The organism is Hamadaea sp. NPDC050747 (assembly GCF_040654195.1).
Classification (GTDB): Bacteria; Actinomycetota; Actinomycetes; order Mycobacteriales; family Micromonosporaceae; genus Hamadaea.
The window spans coordinates 259,500-282,048 of record NZ_JBFAHM010000013.1; the positions used below are offsets into that span (position 1 = coordinate 259,500).

24 protein-coding genes are annotated in these 22,549 nt (G+C 71.6%); 11 read left to right on the forward strand and 13 right to left on the reverse strand.

The features are described from left to right. Positions 1-82: 82 nt before the first annotated feature. The 6 genes from AB0H43_RS29970 to AB0H43_RS29995 all read right to left on the reverse strand — a co-directional run bounded on the left by AB0H43_RS29970 (position 83) and on the right by AB0H43_RS29995 (position 8,343). Entirely contained in the window at positions 83-1,399 is a 1,317-nt protein-coding gene (locus AB0H43_RS29970) for a hypothetical protein (RefSeq protein ID WP_360004756.1), read from the reverse strand. Between the two features lie 113 nt (positions 1,400-1,512). After that, positions 1,513-4,866: an error-prone DNA polymerase gene (locus AB0H43_RS29975; RefSeq protein WP_360004757.1), complete on the reverse strand. Its 3,354-nt coding sequence runs from the start codon at positions 4,864-4,866 to the stop codon at positions 1,513-1,515. A 167-nt stretch (positions 4,867-5,033) separates the two neighbouring features. Next, positions 5,034-5,240, reverse strand: coding sequence for a hypothetical protein (locus AB0H43_RS29980; protein ID WP_360004759.1), 207 nt, complete (start codon positions 5,238-5,240; stop codon positions 5,034-5,036). Positions 5,241-5,371: 131 nt separating this feature from the next. Continuing rightward, positions 5,372-6,898: a DNA polymerase Y family protein gene (locus AB0H43_RS29985; protein ID WP_360004761.1), complete on the reverse strand. Its 1,527-nt coding sequence runs from the start codon at positions 6,896-6,898 to the stop codon at positions 5,372-5,374. Then, positions 6,891-7,865, reverse strand: coding sequence for a hypothetical protein (locus tag AB0H43_RS29990; protein ID WP_360004763.1), 975 nt, complete (start codon positions 7,863-7,865; stop codon positions 6,891-6,893). Before AB0H43_RS29990 ends, AB0H43_RS29985 begins: the two co-directional genes overlap by 8 nt. Positions 7,866-7,893: 28 nt before the next feature. Continuing rightward, complete coding sequence (locus AB0H43_RS29995; RefSeq protein WP_360004765.1) at positions 7,894-8,343, reverse strand: SAV_6107 family HEPN domain-containing protein; 450 nt, start codon at positions 8,341-8,343, stop codon at positions 7,894-7,896. A 498-nt stretch (positions 8,344-8,841) separates the two neighbouring features. Here AB0H43_RS29995 and AB0H43_RS30000 point away from each other — a divergent pair, with 498 nt between their 5' ends. Together AB0H43_RS30000 and AB0H43_RS30005 are read left to right on the forward strand one after the other, a co-directional pair. After that, a complete protein-coding gene (locus tag AB0H43_RS30000; RefSeq protein WP_360004767.1) occupies positions 8,842-9,330 on the forward strand; it encodes a YbaK/EbsC family protein in 489 nt (162 codons plus the stop codon). 9 nt (positions 9,331-9,339) lie between these two features. Then, entirely contained in the window at positions 9,340-9,879 is a 540-nt protein-coding gene (locus AB0H43_RS30005; protein WP_360004824.1) for a GNAT family N-acetyltransferase, read from the forward strand. A 114-nt stretch (positions 9,880-9,993) separates the two neighbouring features. On the opposite strand, the gene AB0H43_RS30010 is transcribed toward AB0H43_RS30005, so the two are convergent. Both AB0H43_RS30010 and AB0H43_RS30015 read right to left on the reverse strand, forming a co-directional pair. After that, on the reverse strand, positions 9,994-10,743 hold the full coding sequence (locus AB0H43_RS30010; RefSeq protein ID WP_360004769.1) for a CDP-alcohol phosphatidyltransferase family protein: 750 nt from the start codon (positions 10,741-10,743) through the stop codon (positions 9,994-9,996). A 19-nt stretch (positions 10,744-10,762) separates the two neighbouring features. Continuing rightward, positions 10,763-11,680, reverse strand: a complete 918-nt coding sequence (locus AB0H43_RS30015; protein WP_360004771.1) for a methylenetetrahydrofolate reductase — start codon at positions 11,678-11,680, stop codon at positions 10,763-10,765. A gap of 154 nt (positions 11,681-11,834) precedes the next feature. On the opposite strand from AB0H43_RS30015, the gene AB0H43_RS30020 reads away from it, so the two are divergent. Beyond that, positions 11,835-12,137 carry an STAS domain-containing protein gene (locus AB0H43_RS30020; RefSeq protein WP_360004773.1) on the forward strand — a complete coding sequence of 101 codons (303 nt, stop codon included), beginning with the start codon at positions 11,835-11,837 and terminating at the stop codon, positions 12,135-12,137. A gap of 219 nt (positions 12,138-12,356) precedes the next feature. Here AB0H43_RS30020 and AB0H43_RS30025 read toward each other — a convergent pair whose 3' ends face one another. Beyond that, positions 12,357-13,328: a sigma-70 family RNA polymerase sigma factor gene (locus AB0H43_RS30025; RefSeq protein WP_360004775.1), complete on the reverse strand. Its 972-nt coding sequence runs from the start codon at positions 13,326-13,328 to the stop codon at positions 12,357-12,359. An 82-nt stretch (positions 13,329-13,410) separates the two neighbouring features. Between AB0H43_RS30025 and AB0H43_RS30030 the strand changes: the two genes are divergently transcribed. Then, positions 13,411-14,493, forward strand: a complete 1,083-nt coding sequence (locus tag AB0H43_RS30030; RefSeq protein ID WP_360004776.1) for a polyprenyl synthetase family protein — start codon at positions 13,411-13,413, stop codon at positions 14,491-14,493. On the opposite strand, the gene AB0H43_RS30035 is transcribed toward AB0H43_RS30030, so the two are convergent. Beyond that, entirely contained in the window at positions 14,486-14,929 is a 444-nt protein-coding gene (locus AB0H43_RS30035; RefSeq protein WP_360004778.1) for a ribonuclease domain-containing protein, read from the reverse strand. The two genes, AB0H43_RS30030 and AB0H43_RS30035, sit on opposite strands and share 8 nt — an antisense overlap. 215 nt (positions 14,930-15,144) lie before the next feature. Between AB0H43_RS30035 and mptB the strand changes: the two genes are divergently transcribed. Beyond that, positions 15,145-16,551: a polyprenol phosphomannose-dependent alpha 1,6 mannosyltransferase MptB gene (gene mptB, locus AB0H43_RS30040; RefSeq protein ID WP_360004780.1), complete on the forward strand. Its 1,407-nt coding sequence runs from the start codon at positions 15,145-15,147 to the stop codon at positions 16,549-16,551. Here the strand turns inward: mptB and AB0H43_RS30045 are convergent. Genes AB0H43_RS30045 through AB0H43_RS30055 form a run of 3 tightly spaced genes read right to left on the reverse strand, consistent with a single transcriptional unit; the run spans position 16,499 to position 17,465 of the window. After that, positions 16,499-16,804, reverse strand: a complete 306-nt coding sequence (locus tag AB0H43_RS30045; protein ID WP_360004781.1) for a lycopene cyclase domain-containing protein — start codon at positions 16,802-16,804, stop codon at positions 16,499-16,501. The two genes, mptB and AB0H43_RS30045, sit on opposite strands and share 53 nt — an antisense overlap. Further along, positions 16,801-17,109 carry a lycopene cyclase domain-containing protein gene (locus tag AB0H43_RS30050; RefSeq protein WP_360004783.1) on the reverse strand — a complete coding sequence of 103 codons (309 nt, stop codon included), beginning with the start codon at positions 17,107-17,109 and terminating at the stop codon, positions 16,801-16,803. Before AB0H43_RS30050 ends, AB0H43_RS30045 begins: the two co-directional genes overlap by 4 nt. Further along, positions 17,109-17,465, reverse strand: a complete 357-nt coding sequence (locus AB0H43_RS30055; RefSeq protein WP_360004785.1) for an Rv2175c family DNA-binding protein — start codon at positions 17,463-17,465, stop codon at positions 17,109-17,111. Before AB0H43_RS30055 ends, AB0H43_RS30050 begins: the two co-directional genes overlap by 1 nt. Positions 17,466-17,519: 54 nt before the next feature. On the opposite strand from AB0H43_RS30055, the gene AB0H43_RS30060 reads away from it, so the two are divergent. The 6 genes from AB0H43_RS30060 to AB0H43_RS30085 all read left to right on the forward strand — a co-directional run bounded on the left by AB0H43_RS30060 (position 17,520) and on the right by AB0H43_RS30085 (position 22,415). After that, positions 17,520-18,185: a hypothetical protein gene (locus AB0H43_RS30060; RefSeq protein ID WP_360004787.1), complete on the forward strand. Its 666-nt coding sequence runs from the start codon at positions 17,520-17,522 to the stop codon at positions 18,183-18,185. Positions 18,186-18,271: 86 nt separating this feature from the next. Continuing rightward, a complete protein-coding gene (gene pknB, locus AB0H43_RS30065) occupies positions 18,272-20,230 on the forward strand; it encodes a Stk1 family PASTA domain-containing Ser/Thr kinase (RefSeq protein WP_360004789.1) in 1,959 nt (652 codons plus the stop codon). Then, positions 20,230-21,075: a deoxyribonuclease IV gene (locus AB0H43_RS30070; protein WP_360004791.1), complete on the forward strand. Its 846-nt coding sequence runs from the start codon at positions 20,230-20,232 to the stop codon at positions 21,073-21,075. The genes pknB and AB0H43_RS30070 overlap by 1 nt, the downstream gene beginning before the upstream one ends. A 60-nt stretch (positions 21,076-21,135) precedes the next feature. Further along, positions 21,136-21,312: a (2Fe-2S)-binding protein gene (locus AB0H43_RS30075; RefSeq protein WP_360004793.1), complete on the forward strand. Its 177-nt coding sequence runs from the start codon at positions 21,136-21,138 to the stop codon at positions 21,310-21,312. Between the two features lie 103 nt (positions 21,313-21,415). Next, complete coding sequence (gene bfr, locus AB0H43_RS30080) at positions 21,416-21,895, forward strand: bacterioferritin (protein ID WP_360004795.1); 480 nt, start codon at positions 21,416-21,418, stop codon at positions 21,893-21,895. Between the two features lie 43 nt (positions 21,896-21,938). Next, the gene (locus AB0H43_RS30085) at positions 21,939-22,415 is read left to right on the forward strand and encodes a hypothetical protein (RefSeq protein WP_360004797.1); all 477 of its coding nucleotides are present in this window, start codon (positions 21,939-21,941) and stop codon (positions 22,413-22,415) included. The last annotated feature ends 134 nt before the right edge of the window (positions 22,416-22,549 follow it).

Consider the following 22,549-nt stretch of genomic DNA (forward strand, 5'->3'; position numbering starts at 1 on the left):
GAGCTGTTTTAGGGGTTCCGGTCTCTATTTTGGGGTAACTACACCCCCCGGAACCCTGATCCAGCGCCAAAACCAAAAGCAGTTAGCTGGTGGCGATGTACACGTCGAGGGCGGCCTCGATCGAGTCGAACGATTCGGCGTACATGTAGGTCGAGGTGCTGTAGCGGCCGCCCGCGCCGCCGACGATCTGGCCGACGGCCGAGGCGGTGGTGCTTCCGTTACGGAGGTAGAGCGGCCCGCCCGAGTCGCCCGCCCGCACGATGGTGTCGCCGTTGCGGTAGAGCACGAGCAGCCCGGAGGTGCAGCCGATGCCGTCGCAGATCTGCCCGGTGACGCTGATGACGGTCAGGCTGCAGATCGCCGTGGTGACCATGCCGCTGGAGCAGATGCCGCTGCTGCCGCTCGTCACATACGTCCGTGAGGTGACCGTACGCGTACACGGCGAGCAGGGTTCGACGTGGATGACGTTGTCGTAGCTCTCGGCCGACGAGTAGACGCGGCGGGCGTCGGTCGCCGGGTACTCCCCTTGGATCGTGGCCTGCGCGACCCCGTAGTACTGCGTCGAGGAGTAGACCGAGTCGCCGGCGGCGAAGCAGTGCCCGGCGGTCGTCATGCCGACGATCGCGTTCGTGCTGCGGCTGCGGACCATGAACCCGCTCGTGCAAGTGTTGGTCGCGGTGTTCGCGTTGTAGCCCTTGCGGATGCCCGCCCCGCCGAAGTGGGGCTCGCCGTCGTTGAGCCGCCCGGTGCGGCCGACCTGACCGAGCTCGACCACGCCCCGGTCGCCCAGCAGTGCGGCGAGCTTCTCGGCCGCCTTGGTCTGCGGAGTGTCCACCGTGACGTGGAACTTGGAGTCCACCGGGTCCAGGTGGAAGGCGTACGCGAACTTGCCTGTGCGCCACTCGGTGCCCGTCAGGATCGCGTACGCGTCGGCGATGGCGGCGGCGGAGAAGCACCCCGTCTGCACCCGCAGCGCGGGCGCGCCCTCCCCAAGGCGGGACTGCGCGTCAGCCAGGTGCTTTTCCAGTTCGGGCGTTCCGGCGTACTCGGGAGTGACGACAGCGACCAGCGACTGGCTGGAGTAGTCCGGAGCGAAGCCGATGAGCCCGCGTGTGACCTTCTTCGGGACCGGCGCGGAGCTGGGCACGTGCCCGAAGACCTGGTCCTCGACGCCGACGAGCGCGGCGGTGGCGCGCTGGCCCTGCTCCCCCGCGAGCCATTCCTGGTACGGATACACCCCGTCCTCGTCGGGGGTGGCCCCGCGCAGCGCGGCGGCGACGGCCGGGGTCCCTCCGGTGACCACACAGGACGCCGTGGCCGGCTCGGCGGCGGCGGGCAACGGCACGAGGGCCGCGACCAGGACGCCGACGGCCGTGACAGCGAGTGACCTCGTTCGCATCTGTGTGCCCTCCCCGCGCTCGCCGTGCAACTTGCAACGCAAGGTAGTCGCGAGTGGACGTGGCGGGCAAGACCCATCCGTACCCACAGATGTCACGTTCCGGCCAAGATCGGCTACCGGAAGTCGCGTGAGGACGGTCTTGTCGCGGTCGGAAGATGCTCCAGCCGTTCCGCGGACAGATTGACGACACCGCTCGCGATCTCCAGCCGCCCCCGGATGATCAGGGCGCCGCTGGTGCGGGCGACCCGGCGATGCCGCACCCACAGGCCGGGCGAGCAGACCACGTTGAGCATGCCGGTCTCGTCCTCCAGGCTGAGGAAGGTCACGCCACCGGCGGTGCCGGGCCGCTGGCGATGCGTGACCAGCCCGCCGACCAGCACCCGGGTGCCGTCGGGCGCCCGGCTCAGCTGCGCGATCGGGATGGCGCCCCGCTCGTTCAGCAGCGCGCGGACCAGCCGGATCGGGTGGTCGTCCGGGCTCATCCCGGTCGCCCACACGTCCGCGACCAGCTTGTCCACGTCGTCCATCCCGGGCAGCGTGGGCGCGTCCAGGCCCGCGATGGTGCCCGGCAGGCGGTCCGGCCGCTCCTGCGCGGCGGCCCCTGCGGCCCACAACGCCGCCCGCCGGTCCAGGCCGAACGGGGCGAAGGCGTCCGCGGTGGCCAGGGCCTCCAGGTGCGCGGTGGTCAGTTCCGCGCGCCGGGCCAGGTCCGCCAGGTCGCGATAAGGGCCGCCGCGCTCCCGTTCCGCCACGATGCGCTCGGCCACCGCGTCCCCGAGGGTACGCACAGCGCCGAGCCCGAGCCGGACAGCGGGGCCGCCCAGTCCCCAGCGGGACGGCGGCTCACCGGCGACCGACCCCCAGCGGGTGGCGCCCTCGCTCTCCAAGGTGGCCTTCGCTCCGCTCCGGTTGATGTCCGGGCGGCGTACCTCGACTCCGTGGCGCCGGGCGTCGTCGGTCAGCGACTGCGGCGAGTAGAACCCCATCGGCTGCGCGTTGAGCAGCGCGGCGAGGAAGGCGGCCGGGTGATACCGCTTGAGCCAGGAACTCGCGTAGACCAGGTACGCGAAGCTCATCGCGTGGCTCTCCGGGAAGCCGTAGGACGCGAACGCCTCCAGCTTGCCGTAGATGTCGTCGGCGACCGGGCCGGTGATGCCGTTGGCCGCCATTCCGGCGTAGAGCCGATCGCGCAGCCGGGCCATCTTCTCGACCGACCGTTTCGCCCCCATCGCCCGGCGGAGCTGGTCGGACTCGCTCGGGGAGAACCCGGCGACGTCGATGGCCAGTTGCATCATCTGCTCCTGGAACAGCGGTACGCCGAGCGTCTTCTCCAACGCGTTGCGCATCAACGGATGCGGGTAGGTCGGCTCCTCCAGCCCGTTCTTGCGCCGGATGAACGGATGCACCGAGCCCCCCTGGATGGGGCCGGGCCGGATCAGCGCGACCTCCACCACCAGGTCGTAGAACACACGCGGCTTCAGGCGCGGCAACGTGGACATCTGCGCCCGGCTCTCCACCTGGAACACGCCCACCGAGTCGGCCCGGCAGAGCATGTCGTAGACCTCCGGGTCGTCCATCGGCATGTTCGCGAGGTCCATCTCCTCCTCGATGAATTCGAAGGCGTACCGCAACGCCGAGAGCATGCCCAGCCCGAGCAGGTCGAACTTGACCAGGCCGATCGCGGCGCAGTCGTCCTTGTCCCACTGAAGCACGGTCCGGCCGGGCATCCGCGCCCACTCCACCGGGCACACCTCGATCACCGGCCGGTCGCAGATCACCATGCCGCCGGAGTGGATGCCCAGGTGCCGCGGGAAGCCCATCACCTGGTTGGCGAACTCGACCACATGCTCCGGGATGCCCTCGTTCCGGCCGTCCTGGGCGTCGATCCCCGACCACCGGTCCAGCTGCTTGGACCAGGCGTCCTGCTGGCCCGGGGAGAAGCCGAAGGCGCGGGCCATGTCGCGGACCGCCGACCGGGGCCGGTAGGAGATGACGTTGGCGACCTGGGCCGCGTGCCGCCGCCCGTACTTCTCATAGACGTACTGGATGACCTTCTCGCGCTGGTCGGACTCGATGTCGACGTCGATGTCGGGCGGGCCGTCGCGCTCCTCGGCGAGGAACCGCTCGAAGAGCAGGCGCTCCTTGACGGCGTCCACATTGGTGATCCAGAGCGCGTAGCAGACCGCGCTGTTGGCCGCCGAGCCCCGGCCCTGGCAGTAGATCTTGTTTTCTTTGCAGAACTTCACGATGTCGTAGACGATCAGGAAGTACCCCGGATAGCTGAGCTTGGCGATCAGCGCCAGCTCGTGCTCGATCTGGGCGTACGCCTCGGGATGGTTGGTCCCGTATCGGGCCGCCGCCCCTTCGTAGACGAGTTCACGCAGGTAGGAGTTCTCGTCGTGGCCCGGCGGCACCGGATAGGGCGGCAGGTTCGGCGCCACCAGCTGCAGGTCGAAGGCCAGCTCCTCGCCCAGCCGGGCGGCGTTGGCGACCACTCCCGGGAAGTACGCGAACCGCGCCGCCATCTCCTCCCCCGAACGCAGGTACGCCGTCCCCGCCGCGGGCAGCCACGGGTCGATCTCGTCGAGGGACCGCCGGGCCCGGACCGCGGCCAGCGTCGTCGCCAGCCGCCGGCGCCCCGGCACGTGATAGTGCACGTTGTTGGTGGCGACGGCGGTCAGCTTCTTCTCCCGGGCCAGGTCGTACAGCGCCTCGTTGCGGTCGACGTCCAGCGGATCGCCGTGATCGATGAGCTCGACGATCACGTTGTCCCGCCCGAACAGGCTGATGAGCCGGTCCAGCTCCTTCTGCGCGGCCGTTTCGCCTTGCTCGACGAGGGCCCGGGGAACGTGGCCCTTCCGGCAGCCGGTCAGCACGACGGCGTGATCTTTGACGGCGGCGGCGATCTGCTCGATGTCGTACTTCGGGCGGCCCTTCTCGCCCCCGGCCAGCTGCGCCTCCGCGATCGCGGCGGACAGTCGCGCGTACCCGTGCTGGCCGCGGGCGAGCAGCAGCAGATGGCGGCCGGCCGGATCCGGCTCCCCCGCCTGGGCGCCCGGCAACTCCAGGCTCAACTCCGAGCCGAAGACCGTGGGCAGCCCCCAGTCCCGGGCCTCCTCCGAGAACCGCACCACGCCCGGCATCCCGTCGTGATCGGTCACCGCCAACCCGGTCAACCCCAGACGGACGGCCTCCCGGACCAGCTCCTCCGGATGACTGGCCCCGTCGAGGAAACTGAAGTTCGTGTGGCAGTGCAGTTCGGCGTACGCGACCTCGGCCGCCTTGTCCCGCCGGATCAGCGGCGGCGCCGCCGGCCGCTCGCGCTTGCGGCTCTGCGGGCCGATCTCGTCCTCGGCCAGCGGGTCGACCACCCGGCCTTGCCCCTCGGCCTTTTCCGCGCCGGGGCCGGACAGCCGCCGTTCCAGCTCCTTCCAGGGCAGCGCCTCACCACCGTTGAACCTGCTCACCCGAACAACTGTACTAACCCCCCAGCCGCTCTCCCCCCTTTTTCCGCGCGATCATGAACTAACGGGCATGATCGACCGGCGTGTCGTGTCCGTAGCGCCCTGATCGACTCCCCAACTCAATGATCAATTCGCCTTGTCGGAAGGTCAGAAGGGGAACTGTCGGAAGGTCAGAAGGGGAACACGAACAACGACCAGAGGTAGTCGACGACCAGCCCGCCGATGCCCAGCGCCAGCCCGGCCGCGAGAACGCGCGGGTGAGCCAGCAGCCGTACCGTGCCGCTGTCCTTGCCCCGCGCCCGAAGTGCCACGGCGACGACGTACGCCACGCACGCCGCCGCCCCGATCGTGAACAGAATCCGGAACACCATCACCACGGCCACACAGCATGCCCGTCGATGGCCGTCCGCGCAGCCCCGTCCGCCCGCCCGCGTGATCATCGCGTCAGCCATGTCGTTTCGCACGGCGAAATGTCCCTTGAAACCGCATGGCTGACGCAATGATCATGTCAGTCGAAGACGACGGCGGCGTACCACTCGCCACCCCGCAGCGTGACCACCACCGCCCGGTCGTCGAGCAGGACTTGGAGCCGGGCCGACCGTTCGGCGACCCGCCCGTCCCACCAGTGGTCGTCGAGCGGCCAGGGTCCGTTCCAGCCCACGACCGGGACGGGCGCACCGTCGAGGACCAGGGTGGCGGGCGGCGCGCTCATCCGCAGCCGCCCGTCGATCGTCACCGGTTCGCCGTGCTCGTCGAGGAGGCGTACCGGTCGTTGGGGGCCGGCCAGCAGCGCCCCGGACGGCGCGGGCGTACGCCCCGGCCAGGGCCGGTCGTCGGCAGGCGGTCGTTCGTCACCCCAGGGGATCAGCCCCCAGGGGATCAGCCGTCCGTATTGCCGGCCGCCGAGGGACGGGGTGAGCACCGCGTCGGGGCCGAGCAGGCCCTGCACCCGGGTGGCGGCCCGGTTCGCCCGTTCCCGGTCCGGTCCGGTCTCGCCCCACAGCCCCGGCTGCAACCCCACCTGCCGCAGCACGCCGTCCGGCGTCAGCGTCAGCCGCAACACCCCACCGGTCGGCCGTTCCGGGCGGAGCAGCCAGCCTTCCAACTGCCACCGGACCCGGTCGGCGATGCCCGCGGCGGTCAGGACGCCGTCGTGCCGCCAGATCCGGTGCAGTTCCTCGCCGTGGACGGTCACCGCGTCGATGGCCAGCCGGGTGCAGGCCATCCCGTACGCGGCCAGCCGTTCGTGCAGCCGTTCGGCGAGGGACCGGGCGGCGAAGGCGGCCACGTCGACCCGGTCGACCGGTTCTTCGAACTCCTCGCCGACCGCCAGGTCGGGCGGGGCGCTGCGGATCGCCAGCGGCCGGGTGTCGAGTCCGGCCGCGAGCTTGTGCGCGACGGCGGCGTCGAGGCCGAACCGGGCCAGCACGTCCGACGGCGGAAGGGCGGCGTACGCCCCCAGGGTGTGCACGCCGAGGCGACGCAGGAGGTCGACGAGTTTGGGCCGGTCCAGCAGGTCGATCGGCAGCCCCGCCAGGTACGCCGCGGTCTGCCCGGCCGGGACGAGGCGACCGGCCCGCGCGGCGATCCCGGCGGCGAACACGCCTTCGGCCATGCCGATCTGGGCTTCGACGCCGCAGGCCTGGGCGATGTGCTCGACGACCTGTTCGGCGGCGATCTCCTCCCCGCCGAAGTAACGGGCCGGACCGCGTACGGCGAATGCGCACGTCCCGGGGCGGAGCGCGGCGACTCCGGCGACGACTTCCTCGGCGGCGGCGATCACCGGTTCGAAGGCGCGCGCGTCGCGTCCGGGGTCGTCGTCGACCACCACCGACCGGGGTGAGGTGCTCTGCGCCTCCCGTTTACGCATCCCCCGGCGTACGCCGTCGGCCCGGGCCGCCGCCGAGCAGGCCTGGACCCGGTTGTTCTGCAGGACGATGACGGGTCCCGCCGCGTCGACTCCGTCGATGATCTCGGCGGCGATCACCGGCCAGTCGGGACACCACACCACCGCCGTACGCCCGGCGTCAGCCACCGGAGATCGCGCGCAGGTGGCCGCGCGAAGACCGGGGGTCCACTGTGGCTTCGGTGACGTGGGCCCGGATCCCGCCCGTCTCGGTGGGCAGCCAGACGTCGACCTCCCGGGGCCGGGCGGCCGTCCCCCGGCCCCGGGCGGCGATCGTCAGGTGCCGGCACCGCAGCCGGCCGTGCCCGGGACCCAGCCCCTGCCACTGCGCGCCGACCGGTTCGAGGACCAGGTCGGCGGAGTCCCAGGGGCCCATCGGGAGCAGGACGCTGCCCCGCAGCCGGGCGCGGGCGGACAGCCGCGCGGCGATCTGCGGGGTCACCGGCTCCCGGACGGCCACGACCACCAGGTCGAACCCGTCGAGCAGGGTGGCGACGACCTCCTGCCACTTGGCGCCGGGGTGGGGCACCAGGGCCAGCCGTTCGAGGACGATGCCGAGTTCGGCGGCGGCGGCCACCCCGAGGTCGGGCAGCCCCACGATGGCGCACCAGGAACCCGCCTGGGACGCCTCGGCGAGCAACGCGAGCATCACCGAGGTGCCGCCCCAGCTCGTCCGGTCGGCCGACCGCAACGGGGTCAGTCTCGGAGTTCGAGCGCTGCGTGCGGCGGCTGCCCTGGTCGCCGCCGCACGCAGCGCCCCGCCCGGCGGGCCGTCCCCGCCGGGGGTCTGGAGTGCCCGGGTGATCGTCACCGTGCTCCCCCGCCGCAGGCCGCCGCCGGGGAGCAGCGGCTGCAGCGCGGCCGTCACCGGCAGCATCCGGGTGACGTCGTCGCCGGCGAGTTCCCCGGCCGTGGTCACGGATTCGGCCGCCGCGGCGACGCCGGCCGCGGCCCGGGATCCGCCGCCCGAGCCGGCTGAGCTGCCGGAGCCGGCCGTCAGCCGCCGGCCCCGGGTGGTCGAGCCGACCGTGATCGGCCCGGCCCCGGACGAGGCCACCAGCTCGGCGAGTTCCGCCGCCCGCCGTGCGCTGGACATGGTTGTGCCGCTCCCCCCGCTCGGTGTGTCAGGCCACCAGGGCGGGATGGGACAGGCCCAGCGAGCCCTGGACGACGTCGATGAACTGGCCGGCGGCGCGCACCAGGTCGTCGGCCTCCCGGGTGGTCACCTTGGCGATGCCGGCCTCGGCGGCCGACCGCTTGGCGGCGCCGGCGGCGAAGAATTCGGCCCATTTCGCCAGGTCGGGGGCGACCTTGACGAGCAGGAGCCAGGCGCTGGTCACCTGGGACCGGCGACGACCGGCGACCGGCTGGGCGCGCATGGCGAGGACGGCGGCGGCCGCACGCAGGGCGGCCAGATGAGCGGTGGCGTATCGCTGGGCGGCCGACGGCGCGGCGGACGCCTCGAGGATGCCTCGGCGGGCCAGCGCGATCAGCTCGACGGGGGTGCGATGGGGCAGCAGATGGGCGGAGACGGGAGTACGGGCGGCGCCCGCGATCAACGATGGCGTAGTCATCTGTGCGTCTCCATTTCGGCGGTCGACGGTCGGGTCGAACACACCACTGCGGGGGAAGACGCAGCAGCTCGCGGCTGCTTCACCACCTCGCGTACGCAAGGCGGGGGCGCGGCGGTGGTCGGCGTCGCCGCCACCGCCTCGCCGGCTGGCCGGGGGGTGTGGAGCTTCCCCACACCACACCCGACCGGCCAACCGATCGGGCACGCCACCCGCCACCCGGGGGTCGGGTGGGCGGCGGATGGCGATCCCGCCTGTCAGAACCACGGACACCGCGAATGCCCTGCGGTTCTGGAGTGGCGCGCTGCGCAAGCGCGCCGCCTGCGGGGTCACGGCCGCGAACCGCTCCCCCTGCAGGACACTCTATTCGAACACTGTTCGAAAGTCTAGAACGCTCGTTCGAACTCTTCAGCAAGTCTACCGCGAGGGTACGACAAAAACCGACCCCGCGGCGGCGCGCTGCCGAACCCCCTTCCCGCCGCCAGGTGGGACAATCGCGTCATGCATGACCACCCCAACGTCCGCGCCGTGCAGGACGCCCTCGCCTGCGCCGACGCGGTGGACGGCAGCGGCCGCCCCAGCAGCATCCGCATCCTCCCGGAGGCGGTGCACACCGCGGCGCTGGCCGCGGCCGCGCTCGGCGTCGAGGTCGGCCAGATCGCCAACTCGCTGATCTTCTCGGCTGACGGCGATCCCCTCCTCGTCCTCACCTCGGGCGCGCATCGCGTGGACACCAAGCTGATCGCCCGGACCCTCGAACTGTCGCGTGTGGACCGGGCTACGCCGGAGTTCGTCCGCGAGCACACGGGCCAAGCCATCGGCGGCGTCGCGCCGCTCGGTCACCCCAAGCCGGTGCGCACGCTCGTCGATCAGGCACTCGAAGGGTACGCCGAGGTCTGGGCGGCCGGCGGAGTGCCCCAGTCGGTCTTCCCCACCACCTACGCCGAGCTGCTGCGGATCACCGGCGGCGTACCCGTGAAGGTGAACTGACCCATGGGCATCCGGCTGATCGCCTGGACTCCGGAGGATCTGCAACGGCGCCTGCCCGAGGTCATCGAGGTCTACGGCGAGGCGATGGGACACTCCGGCGCGGACCTGCAGGCCCGCGCCGGGCGATTCGCCGCCCACGTACGCCGGCCCGACGTCCGGGGTGTGGCCACGCTGACGACGGACGGGCAGTTGCTCGGCTTCGGCTACGGCTACCCGGGCGGCCCCGGCCAGTGGTGGCACGACCAGGTCAGCTCGGCGCTGGACGCCGATCAGCGCAAACTCTGGATGACCGACCCGTTCGAGGTCGTCGAGTTGCACGTACGCCCGGCGGCGCAGGGCCACGGCATCGGCGCCCAGCAGCTCAACGCCCTGCTGAGGATGGCGACCGGGCAGACCGCGCTGCTGTCCACACCGGAGGCGGACGAGCAGAAGTCCCGGGCCTGGCGGCTCTACCGCCGGTTCGGCTTCTCCGACGTGCTGCGCCATTTCCTCTTCCCGGGCGATTTCCGCCCGTTCGCCGTGCTGGGCCGCCCGCTCCCGCTCGACTGACCCCGTCCCGTCGGGCGCTGGATCAGGGATCCGGGTCGAATCTTGGGGCAAGATTCGACCCGGATCCCTGATCCAGCGCCATATCCGGGAACAGCAGGCCAGCGGAGCAGCGGGTCAGCGGCTGAGTCCCTTGCGGACGACCCCCAGCAGTTGCACGAACCCGAACAGACCGAGCAACGCCCACAGGGCGAGCACGAGGGTGCTGGTCCCGGCGGGCAGGTCGTCGGCGAGCGGGGCGACCACGCCCGCGATCAGCAGCAGGGCGAAGGTGGACGCGATCCGCAGTGGACGGTCGCCGACTGTCGACGTCCCGGCCGGGCGCATCCCCGCGGCCATGGCCCGGGCTCGCACGTATTCGTGCGCCGCCATCAGCACCCCGCAGGCGAGGATGAGGAGCGTGGCGGCGCCCAGTGCGGCGGCCGCCCACAGCCAGCAGATCTCGGCCGCCCGTTCGGCGAGGCTGCGGTAGAACGCGTCCCGGCGCATCGACCCGCCCAGCAGGACGCTCACCGCCCGGCTGGCCGCCTCGCCGAGCAGGCCGACCGCCATGAGGACGACGGCGAGCAACGGCCAGCGCCCGCCGCCGGCCGAGATCAGGGGGACGAACAGCGCGGCCAGCACCGCGCACGCGGTCGTCGCCGCGGCGGTGCCCCCGATCCGGGTCAGCGCGATTCCGCACTTGTACGCCAGCCGGGCCCACCACCGTTGCCCAGGCCCGGCGTGCCGGAGGTCGAAGCCCTCGTTCGCGGCGGCCCAGGCCGTCACGAACCGCGGCCAGTCCATGATCGCCCGCGGGTTCACAGCGGGTTCGGCGAGCACTTCGCCTTCGGTCGCGGTCCAGTCCGTCGCCCCGTCGCCGATCATGATCCCCCGCTGTCGCGTCCTACACGAGCGCTCCCTCTCGCAGGTTGCGCCAGACCTCCCGGCTGGAGGTCGATCTGTTCAACGTGATGAGGTGCAATCCGGGTGCGCCCTCGGCGAGAAGTCGATCACTCAGGGCGGTCGCGACCTCCACGCCGATCGCGCGTACCGCCGTGGCGTCGTCACCGACCTCGCGCAGCCGCGCGGCCAGGGCCACGGGGAAGACCATGCCGGTGAGCTGGGCGAACCGCTCGATCTGCGAGACGTTCGTGACCGGCATGACGCCGGGCACGATGGGGTTGTCGTAGCCGCGGGCCGCGACCGCGTCGCGCAGCCGGACGTAGTCCTCCCAGTTGAAGAAGATCTGGGTGATCGCGAAGTCGGCGCCGAGCTGGAACTTGCGCACGAGGGTGTCGACGTCTTCGGCCAGCGACCGCGACCGCGGATGCTGCTCGACGAACGCGGCCACTCCGACGCAGAAGTCGCCGCTCTCCCGCACGAGCCGGACCAGCTCGTCGGCGTGGGTCAGGCCGTTCGGATGGGCGATCCACTCGGCCTGCGGGTCGCCGGGCGGATCGCCGCGCACCGTCAGCACGTTGCGCACGCCGGCGTCCGCGTAATGCCCGATGACGTTGCGCAGCTCGGCCACGGAGTGGTTCACCGCGGTGAGGTGGCCCATCGGGACCAGGGTGGTCTCCCCGGCGATCCGCTCGGTCCAGGCCACGGTCGTGTCGCGGGTCGTGCCGCCCGCGCCATAGGTGATCGACACGTACGCCGGGCGCAGCGCCTCCAGCTCGCGGATCGCCTGCCACAGCAGCACGTCGCCCTCGGGCGTCTTGGGCGCGAAGAACTCGAACGAGATCGTCGGCTCCGGCGAGGCGAGCAGGTGTCCCACGGTCGGCCGGTCGCCGGGGAAGGTCGAGGGGGCGCCCAGGGTCATGCCCGTACTCTAGCGCCGACCAGGACAAACGTCCGCATCCGTCCCAATCGGTGGCCACTGCCCACGGTTCTCGCCGACGGATCCCGCCGACGGCGATGAGTTCTGGGCGTCCCGGTCGTCAGTAGGGGTGAACCCGACGACAGGAGGCCCGACCGTGCGCAGCCCCGAGGCGCCGTTACCCGAGCCGGTCGTCTGGGCGCTCGGCCCGGGGCTGGCCCGCGCCGACATCCCGGGGCTCTGCGACCGGTTGGAGATCCTGCTCGACGCCGTCGACGGGGTGGTGGAGTTCGACGTCAGCGCGGTCCACCGCCCGGACGCCGTCACCGTCGACGCCCTGGCCCGGCTGCACCTGGCCGCCCGGCGGCGGGGGCGGCGTATCCAGATCAGCGGTGCGAGCCCGGGGCTGGTCGCGCTGCTCTCCCTGATCGGCCTGGCCGACGTCCTCCCGCTCCGCTGAGCTCCCTGCGCGATATCAGCGTCGGGATCTCCGCGCTCTTCACCGCCGGGCTCCCTACGATCACCCAAGATCATCGCGTTATCCCCGGATGACGCGGTTATCCGGCTCGTCAGAAGCGCGTTATCCCGGGACCGCCCCGCGAAGGGCACCGCCCCGCGAAGGGCACCGCCCCGCGAAGGGCACCACCCCGCGAAGGGCACCACCCCGCGAAGGGACGGGCTAGTCGAGCCGGGACGGCAAGCCGAACAGCGGGAACAGCCGATCGGTGTCCAGGAAGTTGTTCACGTAAGCGATCTTGCCGTCGGCGATCTCGAGGACGATCAACGCCCACGGCTCGTGCCCCTGGCCGTTCGCGGCCGGCCGGTACTGCCCGAACGCCGGGCTGCCGTTCGCGGCGGTCGGGATCAGCCGGGAGTTGCGGCAGCCGTTGCCGGTGCCGAGCATCCAGGCGCGGATCTCCTCCGGGCCGCGCAGCCACATCTCCAGCGGCGGCATCGAGAGAACGACGTCCTCGTGCAGCAGCTTGGCCAGCGTGTCGAGGTCGTAACTCTCGAAGGCCGCGACGTATTTGCCCAAGAACTCCTGCTGAGCCGGGTCGAGGGCGTCCAGCGTGTCGGTCTGGGCCGTGTCGACCGTCGCGAGCGTCGCCCGCGCCCGCTGGAGCGCGCTGTTGACCGAGGCGACGCTGGTGTCGAGCAGGTCGGCCGTCTCCGCCGCCGACCACTGGAGCACCTCGCGCAGGATGAGCACGGCCCGCTGCCGGGGCGCGAGGTGCTGCAACGCCGCCACGAAGGCGAGCCGGATGCTGTCGCGCGCGACCGCGACGTCGGCGGGATCGCCGCTCGACGGCAAAACCTGGCTGTCCGGCACCGGCAGCAACCAGGTCGGCTCCGGCAGCGGCGCGTCGGGCATCCCGGCCGCGGTCGACGCCGGCCCCAGATCCATCGGCCGCGCCCGGCGCTGGCTGCCCCCGAGCATGTCGAGGCAGACGTTGGTGGCGATGCGATACAGCCAGGACCGCAGGGCCGAGCGCCCCTCGAACCGGTCGTACGCCTTCCACGCCCGCACCATGGTCTCCTGCACGGCGTCCTCGGCCTCGAAGCCCGAGCCGAGCATCCGGTAGCAGTAGCCCGTCAGCTCGCCACGGTAGGGCTCGAGCTGTTCCGCGACATGATCAGCGATAACAGTCACAACCGCGAACCTACCCGAGACCTACGACACCGGGAACCGGCCCGGATCAATGCAGGGAGCGGGTGGCGTCTAAGTTTGGGGCGTGACTTCACCGGCGGCGCCCCACCCTACCGACGAGGCGGATCTGCGCCGCCGGGTGGACGGGGCGCTGCGCGCGTTCCTCACCGATCGGCGGGCCCAGCTCCTCGCGATCGACCCCGAGCTGGCCCCCGTCTCCGACGCGATCGACGCGCTGGTCCTGGGCGGCGGCAAGCGGCTGCGGCCGGCGTTCGCGTACTGGGGATATCGGGCGGCGGGCGGAGCCGACTCGGACGCCGTCGTGGCCTCCGTCTCGGCGCTGGAGCTGGTGCAGGCCAGCGCCTTGATCCACGACGATCTCATCGACCGTTCCGACACCCGGCGCGGCGAACCGGCCGCCCATCGGCGGTTCAGCGAACTCCACCTCAAGAACGCCTGGCACGGCGAACCCGCCGACTTCGGCGCGTCCGCCGCGATCCTGCTCGGCGACGCCTGCCTGGTCTGGTCGGACGAACTGCTGCACGCGGGCGGGCTGGACCCGGTGACGCTGGCCCGCTGCCGCCCGGTCTTCGACGCGATGCGTACGGAGGTGACCGCCGGGCAGTACCTCGACGTGCTCACCCAGGCGACCGGGGACACCTCGATGCGCCGGGCCGGGACGGTGGCCCGCTACAAGTCGGCGAAGTACACCGTCGAACGACCGTTGCTGCTCGGCGCGGCGATCGCCGACGCACCGGTGGCGCTGCGGGTGGCGTACTCGGGGTTCGGCGTACCGCTGGGTGAGGCCTTCCAGCTGCGCGACGACATCCTCGGCGTCTTCGGCGACCCCGTCGTCACCGGCAAACCGGCCGGGGACGACCTGCGCGAAGGCAAGCGCACCTACCTCATCGCGGCCGCGCTCGACCGGACCACCCCCGCTGAGCGGGAGGCGCTCCTCGACCGGCTCGGCAGCCCGGAACTGGACGCCGCGGGGGTCGCCACGCTTCGCGAGATCATCGTCGGCACGGGTGCTCTCGCGCGTACCGAGGAGAGAATCGCGGAATTGACCGCCGCGGCCCTGGACGCCCTGCACGGCGCGGAGCTGGATGCCGACGGCGAGCGGATGCTGCTGCGGCTCGCGGACGCCAGCACACGGCGGGCTACCTGAGCACCTGCCGGAACGACTCGTAGTGGTCGTCGGTGTAGTAGATGTCGCCGCCCTGGCCGACCACCAGCCGTCGCGCGCCGCGATCCCGTGACCCCGGGGTCGGGACCGTGTACTCGTGGTAGTAGCCGCGCGCCTGCTGCGGCAGCAGGCGTTCGTTGTTGCCGAAGACGATCCCGTCCCGGTCGTACGGGTACGGCCCGCCTTTGTCGATCAGCACCAGGGTGTCGCGTGCCTGCTGCGGCAGCTGGGCGACGGCGACGGTCGGCAAGCCGGAGACGGGCGTCTTCGCACTCGCCACCGGCGCTGCGGAGGTCGCCGACGGCGCCGGGCTGTCCGTCGAGCGTCCGGCGCAGAAGCCCAGCATGGTCGCGAGGACCACGATCAGCACCGACGCCACGGCGACGAGGACGGGCAGGCGACGCCGGCTGATCTCCATCCGGGCAGTGTGCCATGCGGCACCACGCCGTACGCGGATGCGACCATGTCCGCGGCGGCAGGCCGTTGTCGATCAGGGTCCGGTGGGATCGATCATGGTGTGGCGGACGCGACACTCCGGTCGATCACGACCGTTAGTTCATGATCGCGCGGAGAGCAGCGCGGAGAGCAGCGCAGAAAGCAGCGCGGGAGCGCGCGGGAGGGACGGGGCGAGCGGTGCGAGCAGGGCGAGCGCGGCGAGCAGCGGCAGCGGGCCTGGCGGCGTCAGCGGTGCTGGCGGTGGCGGCGTGGCTGGCCGGTGCGCTGCCGTCGGGTGATCCCGCGCCGACGCTCCGCCTGGAGGGCCTGGGTTCCACGAGCGGCCGGTTCCAGCTCGGCCTGTTGTTGTGGCTGGTCGCGACGGCGGCGTTGGGCTTGATCTGGTGGCGGAGCAGGAATCCGAGCGTGCTGTGGTTCGTCCCGTTGCTGCTCGCGCCGCCGCTGGCCAGCCGGGACGTCTACGCGTACGCGTGTCAGGGCGACATCTGGCTGGCCGGGCTCGATCCCTACAAACTGGGCGTCGCCGACGGCGGCTGCCTGTGGACGCCCAGTGTGCCGGAACTCTGGTGGCACACGCCGACTCCGTACGGCCCGCTCGCGATCGTCCTGAGTGGAGTCGCGGTGGCGATGGCGAAGTTCGTCTCGAACGACCTCGACACGCAGCTGACGATCGCGGTCACCGTCCTCCGGCTGATCGCGCTGGGCGGGCTCGCCCTGCTCGGCTGGGGCCTGAACCGCCTCGGCCGCGGCGGGGCCCGGTGGCTCGGCCTCCTCACCCCGCTGGTCGCGATCCACGCGGTCTCCGGGGCGCACAACGACGCGGTGATGGCCGGGCTCATCGTGGCGGGGCTGGCGGCCGCCGCGAGCAAGCGCAGGAACGACTGGCTCATCGCCGGGATCCTGCTCGGCGGGGCGGTCGCAATCAAGGTCACCGCCCTCGTCGCCCTGCCGTTCGTGCTGCTCCTGCTACCGCCGTGGCGACAACGGTGGGCCGCGCTCTTGGCGAGCGTCGCCACGTTCGCCGCGCTCACCCTCGCCTCCGGCCTCGGTCTCGGCTGGGTGCACGGCCTGCGGGACACCGGCGACCTCCAGCAGTGGACCTCGCTGCCGACCGGCGCGGGCATGGCGGTCGGCTACCTGCTCCGCGCCTTCGGAATCGACGCGATGTCCGCGTCCGTCACGGTGGCCCGCGCGCTCGGCCTGATCGCCCTCCTGCTCATCAGCTTGTACGCCGTGAGGAAAGCCTGGAAGGCGCCGGCCGCGACGGTGATCGCCGCCTGCGGATGGGTGCTGGCGGCACTGGCGGTCCTCGGACCCGTCTTCTACCCCTGGTACGCCTTGGCGCCGCTGGCCGTCCTGGCCGCTGTACCGCACTCCTGGCGGCTCGCCCAAGAGGCTCCCCGGCGAACCGAGGCGTGGACGAAGACGCGGGCCGCCGTCACGATCGGGCTGTGTTTCCTGGTGCTGCCCAACGGATTGGGGCTGGCCGTGCTCACCAAGGGGCCCGGGGCCTTCGCCGCGCTCGCGGCGGTCATCGCCCTGCTGGCGTACGCCGTCCGAGCCAGACCCAGACGGACAGCGTGAGCAGCACCAACGCGAAGCCGAACAGCAGATCCTCCACCGGCGCGTACGCGATCCGCAGGCCCAGGACGGTCCAGTCGGCGTACCGGACGACGCCGCGACCGGTGAGCACGCCGTTGGACAGCAACTGGAACAGCAGCACGATCGGGTAGGTCGCCCAGAACACCACGCCGGTCAGCAATCGCGTACGCAGAATCCAGAGGTCGACCACGACGGCGGCCAGCACCCCGAGGATCACCGAAACCGTGTAGGTCACCGCTTCAGCACACCCCGGACGGCCTCGTAGCCGAGGATCGCGCACAGCGGCACCACCACGAAGAAGAGCGCCTCCTCCAACGGCAGCCCGCCGGGAAGGCGTACCCCTAGGATCTGCGCGGCGTCGAAGGACCACCAGCCGGAGTGGACCGCGGCCAGGTCCCACAGCAGAAACACGGCCGCGACCGGCGCGACGGTGAGCGCCAGGCGACGGACCTGGCGCAACACCCCCACGCGTAGCACGGGTTCCAGCCAGAGGGCGCAGAGCAGGCAGCCCGCCAGCACGGCGAGGTAGGTCAGGCGCACTAGAAGGCGAGCGCCTGCGCGCGGCGCTTGACCTCGCGCGCCAGGTCACCGCCGAGCGCCTGCGCGGGCGTGCCCGGAAGGGTGTCGTCGGCGGTGTAGAGCCACCGCAACGCCTCTTCGTCGTTGTACCCGGCGTCCCGCAGCAACGTCAGCACGCCGGGGAGGTGCTTGAGCACGGTGTCGTTCGCCACCAGCTCCGCCGGCACCTGCAGGACGCCGTCTCGGCGCACGGCCAGCAGCGCGCCTTCCTTCCGCCACTGGTGGACCTTCGTGATCGGCACGCCGAAGCGCTCGGCCACGTCGGGGAGGTTCACCCACGTTGAGACGTTCTCAGTCACCCGTACACGATCCCACATTCGGCGGGCCGCTCCACCGGCCCGGCCGGGATCCCGCACCCGAGGAACCACGACGTGAACCCCCTGCGTGTGATCCAGCGAGAGGTGGCCGGCGCCTGGCGTTCGGTCCGGTACGACTTGCGCAAGCGCTCCGGTACGCCCGACGGAGCGGCCGCCGACCCCTGGGCCGACTCGTGGTCCGAGACCGAGGTGGAGTTGCGTGCGCCCCGGGCCGTCGCGCCACCGCCGCCGAAGGGGCATCGGCGCGCCCGGCCCAAGGGCCCACGCCCGACTGACCCCGTACGCTCCCCCGCCCGGCAGCGCATGACGCTGGCCGCGGCCGGACTGGTGCTGCTGGCGCTGTCGGCCGGCGGCGTCCTCGCGATGATCACCGGGATGCGGGCGTTGCTCGATCCGGGCACGCCTCCGGCCGGCCTGCCGGCGCACGCCGCGCCTGCGCCGTCCCAGATTCTGCGGTCTCCCGTGCCGGTGACGCTTCCCACGTCCGCTCCGGCGACCGCGCAGGTGACCAAGCGACCGCACGCGACCACGAAGACGCCGAAGCCGCCGGTGCCCACGCCCGCACCGGTGCCCACCTGCAGCTGTACGCAGCCGCCGAGCCCTGGCACGTCGGCCAGCCCGAGCCTCAGCGGTACGCCGTCCCCGTCCCCCTCCGGTGTGACTTCGCCCACACCCACGTCAGGGTCGACGGAGAGCCCGGGACCCGGGGTCACCCGGTGATCGAGCCCATCGGCGCGGCGCGCTCCGGCCCAGCCCAACGGCCCAATGGTGTCTGGACGGCCGAGACTGACTTAGACTGCACGCCGATGGACACTCAGGTCGCCGACAATCTCCTCGGGTCGCTGCTGGACGGCCGCTACCGCATCCGCGGGCGGGTAGCCCGCGGCGGGATGGCGACTGTCTACACCGCGACCGACGAACGTCTTGAGCGAACTGTCGCTATCAAGATCATCCACACTGGCCGGGCCGCCGATCCGCAGTTCGTCGAGCGGTTCACCGACGAGGCGAAGACCGTCGCCCGGCTGACCCACCCGAACGTAGTCGCGGTCTACGACCAGGGCAACCACAACGGGCTGCCCTACCTGGTGATGGAGTACGTCCGCGGCCGGACGCTGCGCGACATCCTGACCGAGCGCCGCCGCCTCGCCCCTGTCGAGGCGCTCGCCGTGCTGGAGCAGATGCTCGCCGCGATCGCCACCGCGCACCGGGCCGGTCTGGTGCACCGGGACGTGAAGCCGGAGAACGTGCTCATCGCCGAGGCCCCGGGCGGCTCCGCCGAGCTCGTCGACGCCGTCGTGAAGGTGGCTGACTTCGGGCTCGCCCGTGCCGTCGCGGCCAGCGCCGACGACGGTTCCGGTCAGCTCATGGCGACCGTGGCGTACGTGGCTCCCGAGCTGGTGACCAGCGGCGTCGCCGATCCCCGGTCCGACGTGTACGCGGCCGGCATCGTCCTGTTCGAAATGCTCACCGGACGTGTCCCCTACGACGGCGACCGCCCGGTCGACATCGCCTGGCAGCACGTCGACCGCGATGTGCCGCCGCCGTCGCGGTTCGTGCCGGGGCTGCCGCCGATCGCCGACGATCTCGTGGCCCGCGCGACCCGTCGTGATCCCGCGTTGCGGCCGACCGACGCGGGCGCCCTGCTCACCGAGGTGCAACAGGCCCGCGAGGTGATCATCGCCGCCGCCGCCCGCGCCCGGCCGTCCGCCCAGCCGACGGTGGTCGTCGGGCAGGTTCGGCCGTCGGACCGCCCGTCCTGGGCCCGGCTGCCCTCGCCCGGCCCGGCCGGCCGTGCCCGGCCCGCCCCCCAGCCGCAGTACGCCGACGAGGACCCGACGCTCGTCGAGCGCGCCCGCGACGCGTACGCCCGGGTGAAGGGCTCGCCCCGGGGCCGGATGGCGCTGACCGCCAGCCTGGTCGTACTGGCCCTGCTGGTGCTGGTCGGCGGCTGGTGGCTCGGCTTCGGCCGCTACGAGGCCGCCCCGAAGCTGACCGGGCTCGACCGGGCCGCCGCCGAGGCGCTGGCGCGCAAGGCCGGCTTCACCGCGCACTTCGACCAGGGCCGGTTCAGCGAGGAGATCAAGAAGGACACCGTCCTGGAGCAGGATCCGCCGCCCGGTGAGCGGGTCGTCAAGGGCAGCGACATCAACATGACGCTGTCCCTCGGCCCCGAGCGCTACCAGGTGCCGGACATCGTCGGCAAGACGTGGGAGCTGGCCGTCGTCGACCTGTCGGCGGTGAAGCTCCAGCCGGTCAAGGGCGCCGCCCAGTACAGCGACACCGCGCCGGCCAACACCGTCATCGCGGTTCAGCCGACCGTGGGGACCGAGCTGAAGCCGGGCGACAAGGTGACCCTCATCCTCAGCAAGGGCAAGGCACCGTTGACCGTGCCGAACGTGGTCGGTCAGGACCAGGCCGCCGCCCGGGCCACGCTGGAGGGGATGGGGCTGAAGGTCGCCATCACCTTCCAGAAGTCCGACAAGCCCAACGGCCAGGTCATCGCGCAGAACCCGGTGGACGGCTCCGGCGCGGAGAAGGACCAGACGATCACCCTGACGGTCAGCGAGAACCCGACCTCGTTCGCCCTGCCCGACGTGATGAACTGGGGCTGCGGCGACGCGAAGCGCCAGCTCGAGAGCATGGCGCTGGTCGTACAGGTGGACGGGCAGATGGGCGAGAGTGGCTGGGTCCGGGACATGGATCCCAAGCCGGGCACGATGGTCAATCAGGGGCAGCAGATCGTCATCCGCTGCCGAGTCGTCTGATGATCGGCGTCCACTCCTTCACGGCCGGCGGGCTGGCGAAGTCGGCCTTGGCCTACGTCGACCAGCTCGACGCCGGCTCGGTGCAGGTGTACATCGGCAACGCCCGCAGCTGGCGGCAGTCGGCCGGGGATCCGGCGCAGGACGGCGCCTTCCTGGCGGGCTGCGCCGAGCGGGGCATCCCGTCGTTCATCCACGCTCCCCTGCTGGTCAATCTGGGTTCGCCGACGCCCGCGACGGTCACCCAGTCGGAGGCCGCGATCTCCCATGCGCTGATCCGTGGCAAGGCCATCGGCGCCCGCGGGGTGGTCTTCCACGCGGGCAGCTCGGTCGACCCCAGCCACACGGATCAGGCTTGGAAGCAGGTACGCGAGGCGCTCCTGCCGCTGCTGGACAAATCCCAGGCGGCGGGCTGGCCGCGATTGCTGGTCGAACCCTCGGCGGGCGGCGGCCGGTCGCTGGCGGCCCGAGTGGAACACCTGGCGGAGTACTTCGCCGCCGTCGATCACCACCCGGCCCTCGGAGTCTGCTTCGACACCTGCCACGCCTGGGCGGCCGGGCACGACCTGGCGACCCCTGGCGGCATGACGGCCACCCTCGACGCCCTGGTGGAGGCGGTCGGCCCGGGACGGCTGGAGCTGGTGCACGCCAACGATTCCAAGGATCCGCTGGGGTCGACCCGAGACCGGCACGAAGCGATCGGCAAGGGCATGATCGGGCTGGAGCCGTTCCGGGAGTTGATGGCGCATCCGTCGGCGGCCGGCCTTCCCGTGATCGTGGAGACGCCCGGCGAGACCCACGCCGACGATCTCGCGGCACTGCGCAGTGTGTCACCACATCTTGCGTGAGCTGGGGTTTTAGGGCACCCTTACTGAGGCAAGGCTAACCGCCTCTCAGGAAGGACCCCGGTGTACGCGTGCATCTGCAACCGAGTGAGTGAAGAAGAGGTTCACTCGGCCATCCAGTGCGGCGCGCACGACGTGGAGAAGATCGGCGACGAGTGTGAGGCGGGCACCAACTGCTTCACCTGCCACGACCGGCTGCGCGACATGATCGAAGACTATTTCTCCGCCGTGCCTGCTTGACCCCGCTCACCTCTCGGCGCGCCGTTTCATCTCTTAGCGCGATGTTTCGGACATACACGCGTAGATTCCCTTCCGGGATATCTCACTGGGAGGTTCACACGCCATGCAAGGCGACGCTCGCGTCATCGAATTCCTCAACGAGCAGCTCACGGCGGAGTTGACCGCCATCAACCAGTACTGGCTGCACTTCCGCATGCAGGAGAACTGGGGCTTCACGAAGCTGGCGAAGTACACCCGGCACGAGTCGATCGACGAGATGAAGCACGCCGACCGGCTGGCCGAGCGCATCCTCTTCCTCGACGGCCTGCCGAACTTCCAGAAGCTGTTCCCGCTGCGCATCGGCGAGACGGTCAAAGAGCAGTTCAAATGCGACATGAAGATCGAGGAGGAGGCGATCGAACGGCTCCGGCGCGGCATCGAGTACATGCGCTCGGTCGGCGACGTCACCTCGGCCACCATCTTCGAGGACATCCTCTCCGACGAGGAGCACCACATCGACTACCTGGAGACGCAGCTCGACCTGCTCGAGACGCTCGGCGAACAGCTCTACCTCCAGAACGTCACCGAGCACCCGGAGGCCTGACCAGCACGTTCGCCAGGCTTGCGCTTTCGCTAGGCTCACGCGCGTGTGGCTCGTGCGTTACCTGCTCGGCGCGGCCGTCGCCTGGGTCCTGTACCCGGTGACGGCCGCGCTGGCGTACCTGGCCTTGTTCGTCGTCGCCGCGATCACCGGCGCCGACCCCGGTGGCCCGCTCGCCGGCCCGTTCATGATCCTGGCGGCGGCCCTCGTCGGGATCCCCCTGACCGTGCTCGTGCTCCTGCCGGTCGTCGTCGGCGGCGAGCTGGTCGCCCGGCGTACGCGCTGGCGCTGGGCGCCCGTCGCCACGCTCGGCGGCTTCGGTGCGATCGTCGCCGGGACCGCCATCGCTTGGGGCACGGTCGCGCTCGTGGTCGCCGCGCTGAGCCTCATCCCGTTGGTGGCTTTCGCCACCATTACGCATGGGTCCGCCCGCGCAGGCACGTTGATCTTGAATCGTTGGCGTCGCCGAGGCGACCGATTCCGCGCAAGATCACCCCTGCCCGGCACGATCGAGTCGATCTAGGCGGGAAAGGGCGGCCAGAGCGACTGTTTCTCGCCTAGATGTTCTGCCCACTCAGGTTGGGAACACGGCTTGCGGGTGGCCGACCGCCGAGTGCGGTGTGTGCTCGGTGATGGTTGTACATGTGCAGCCAGGCG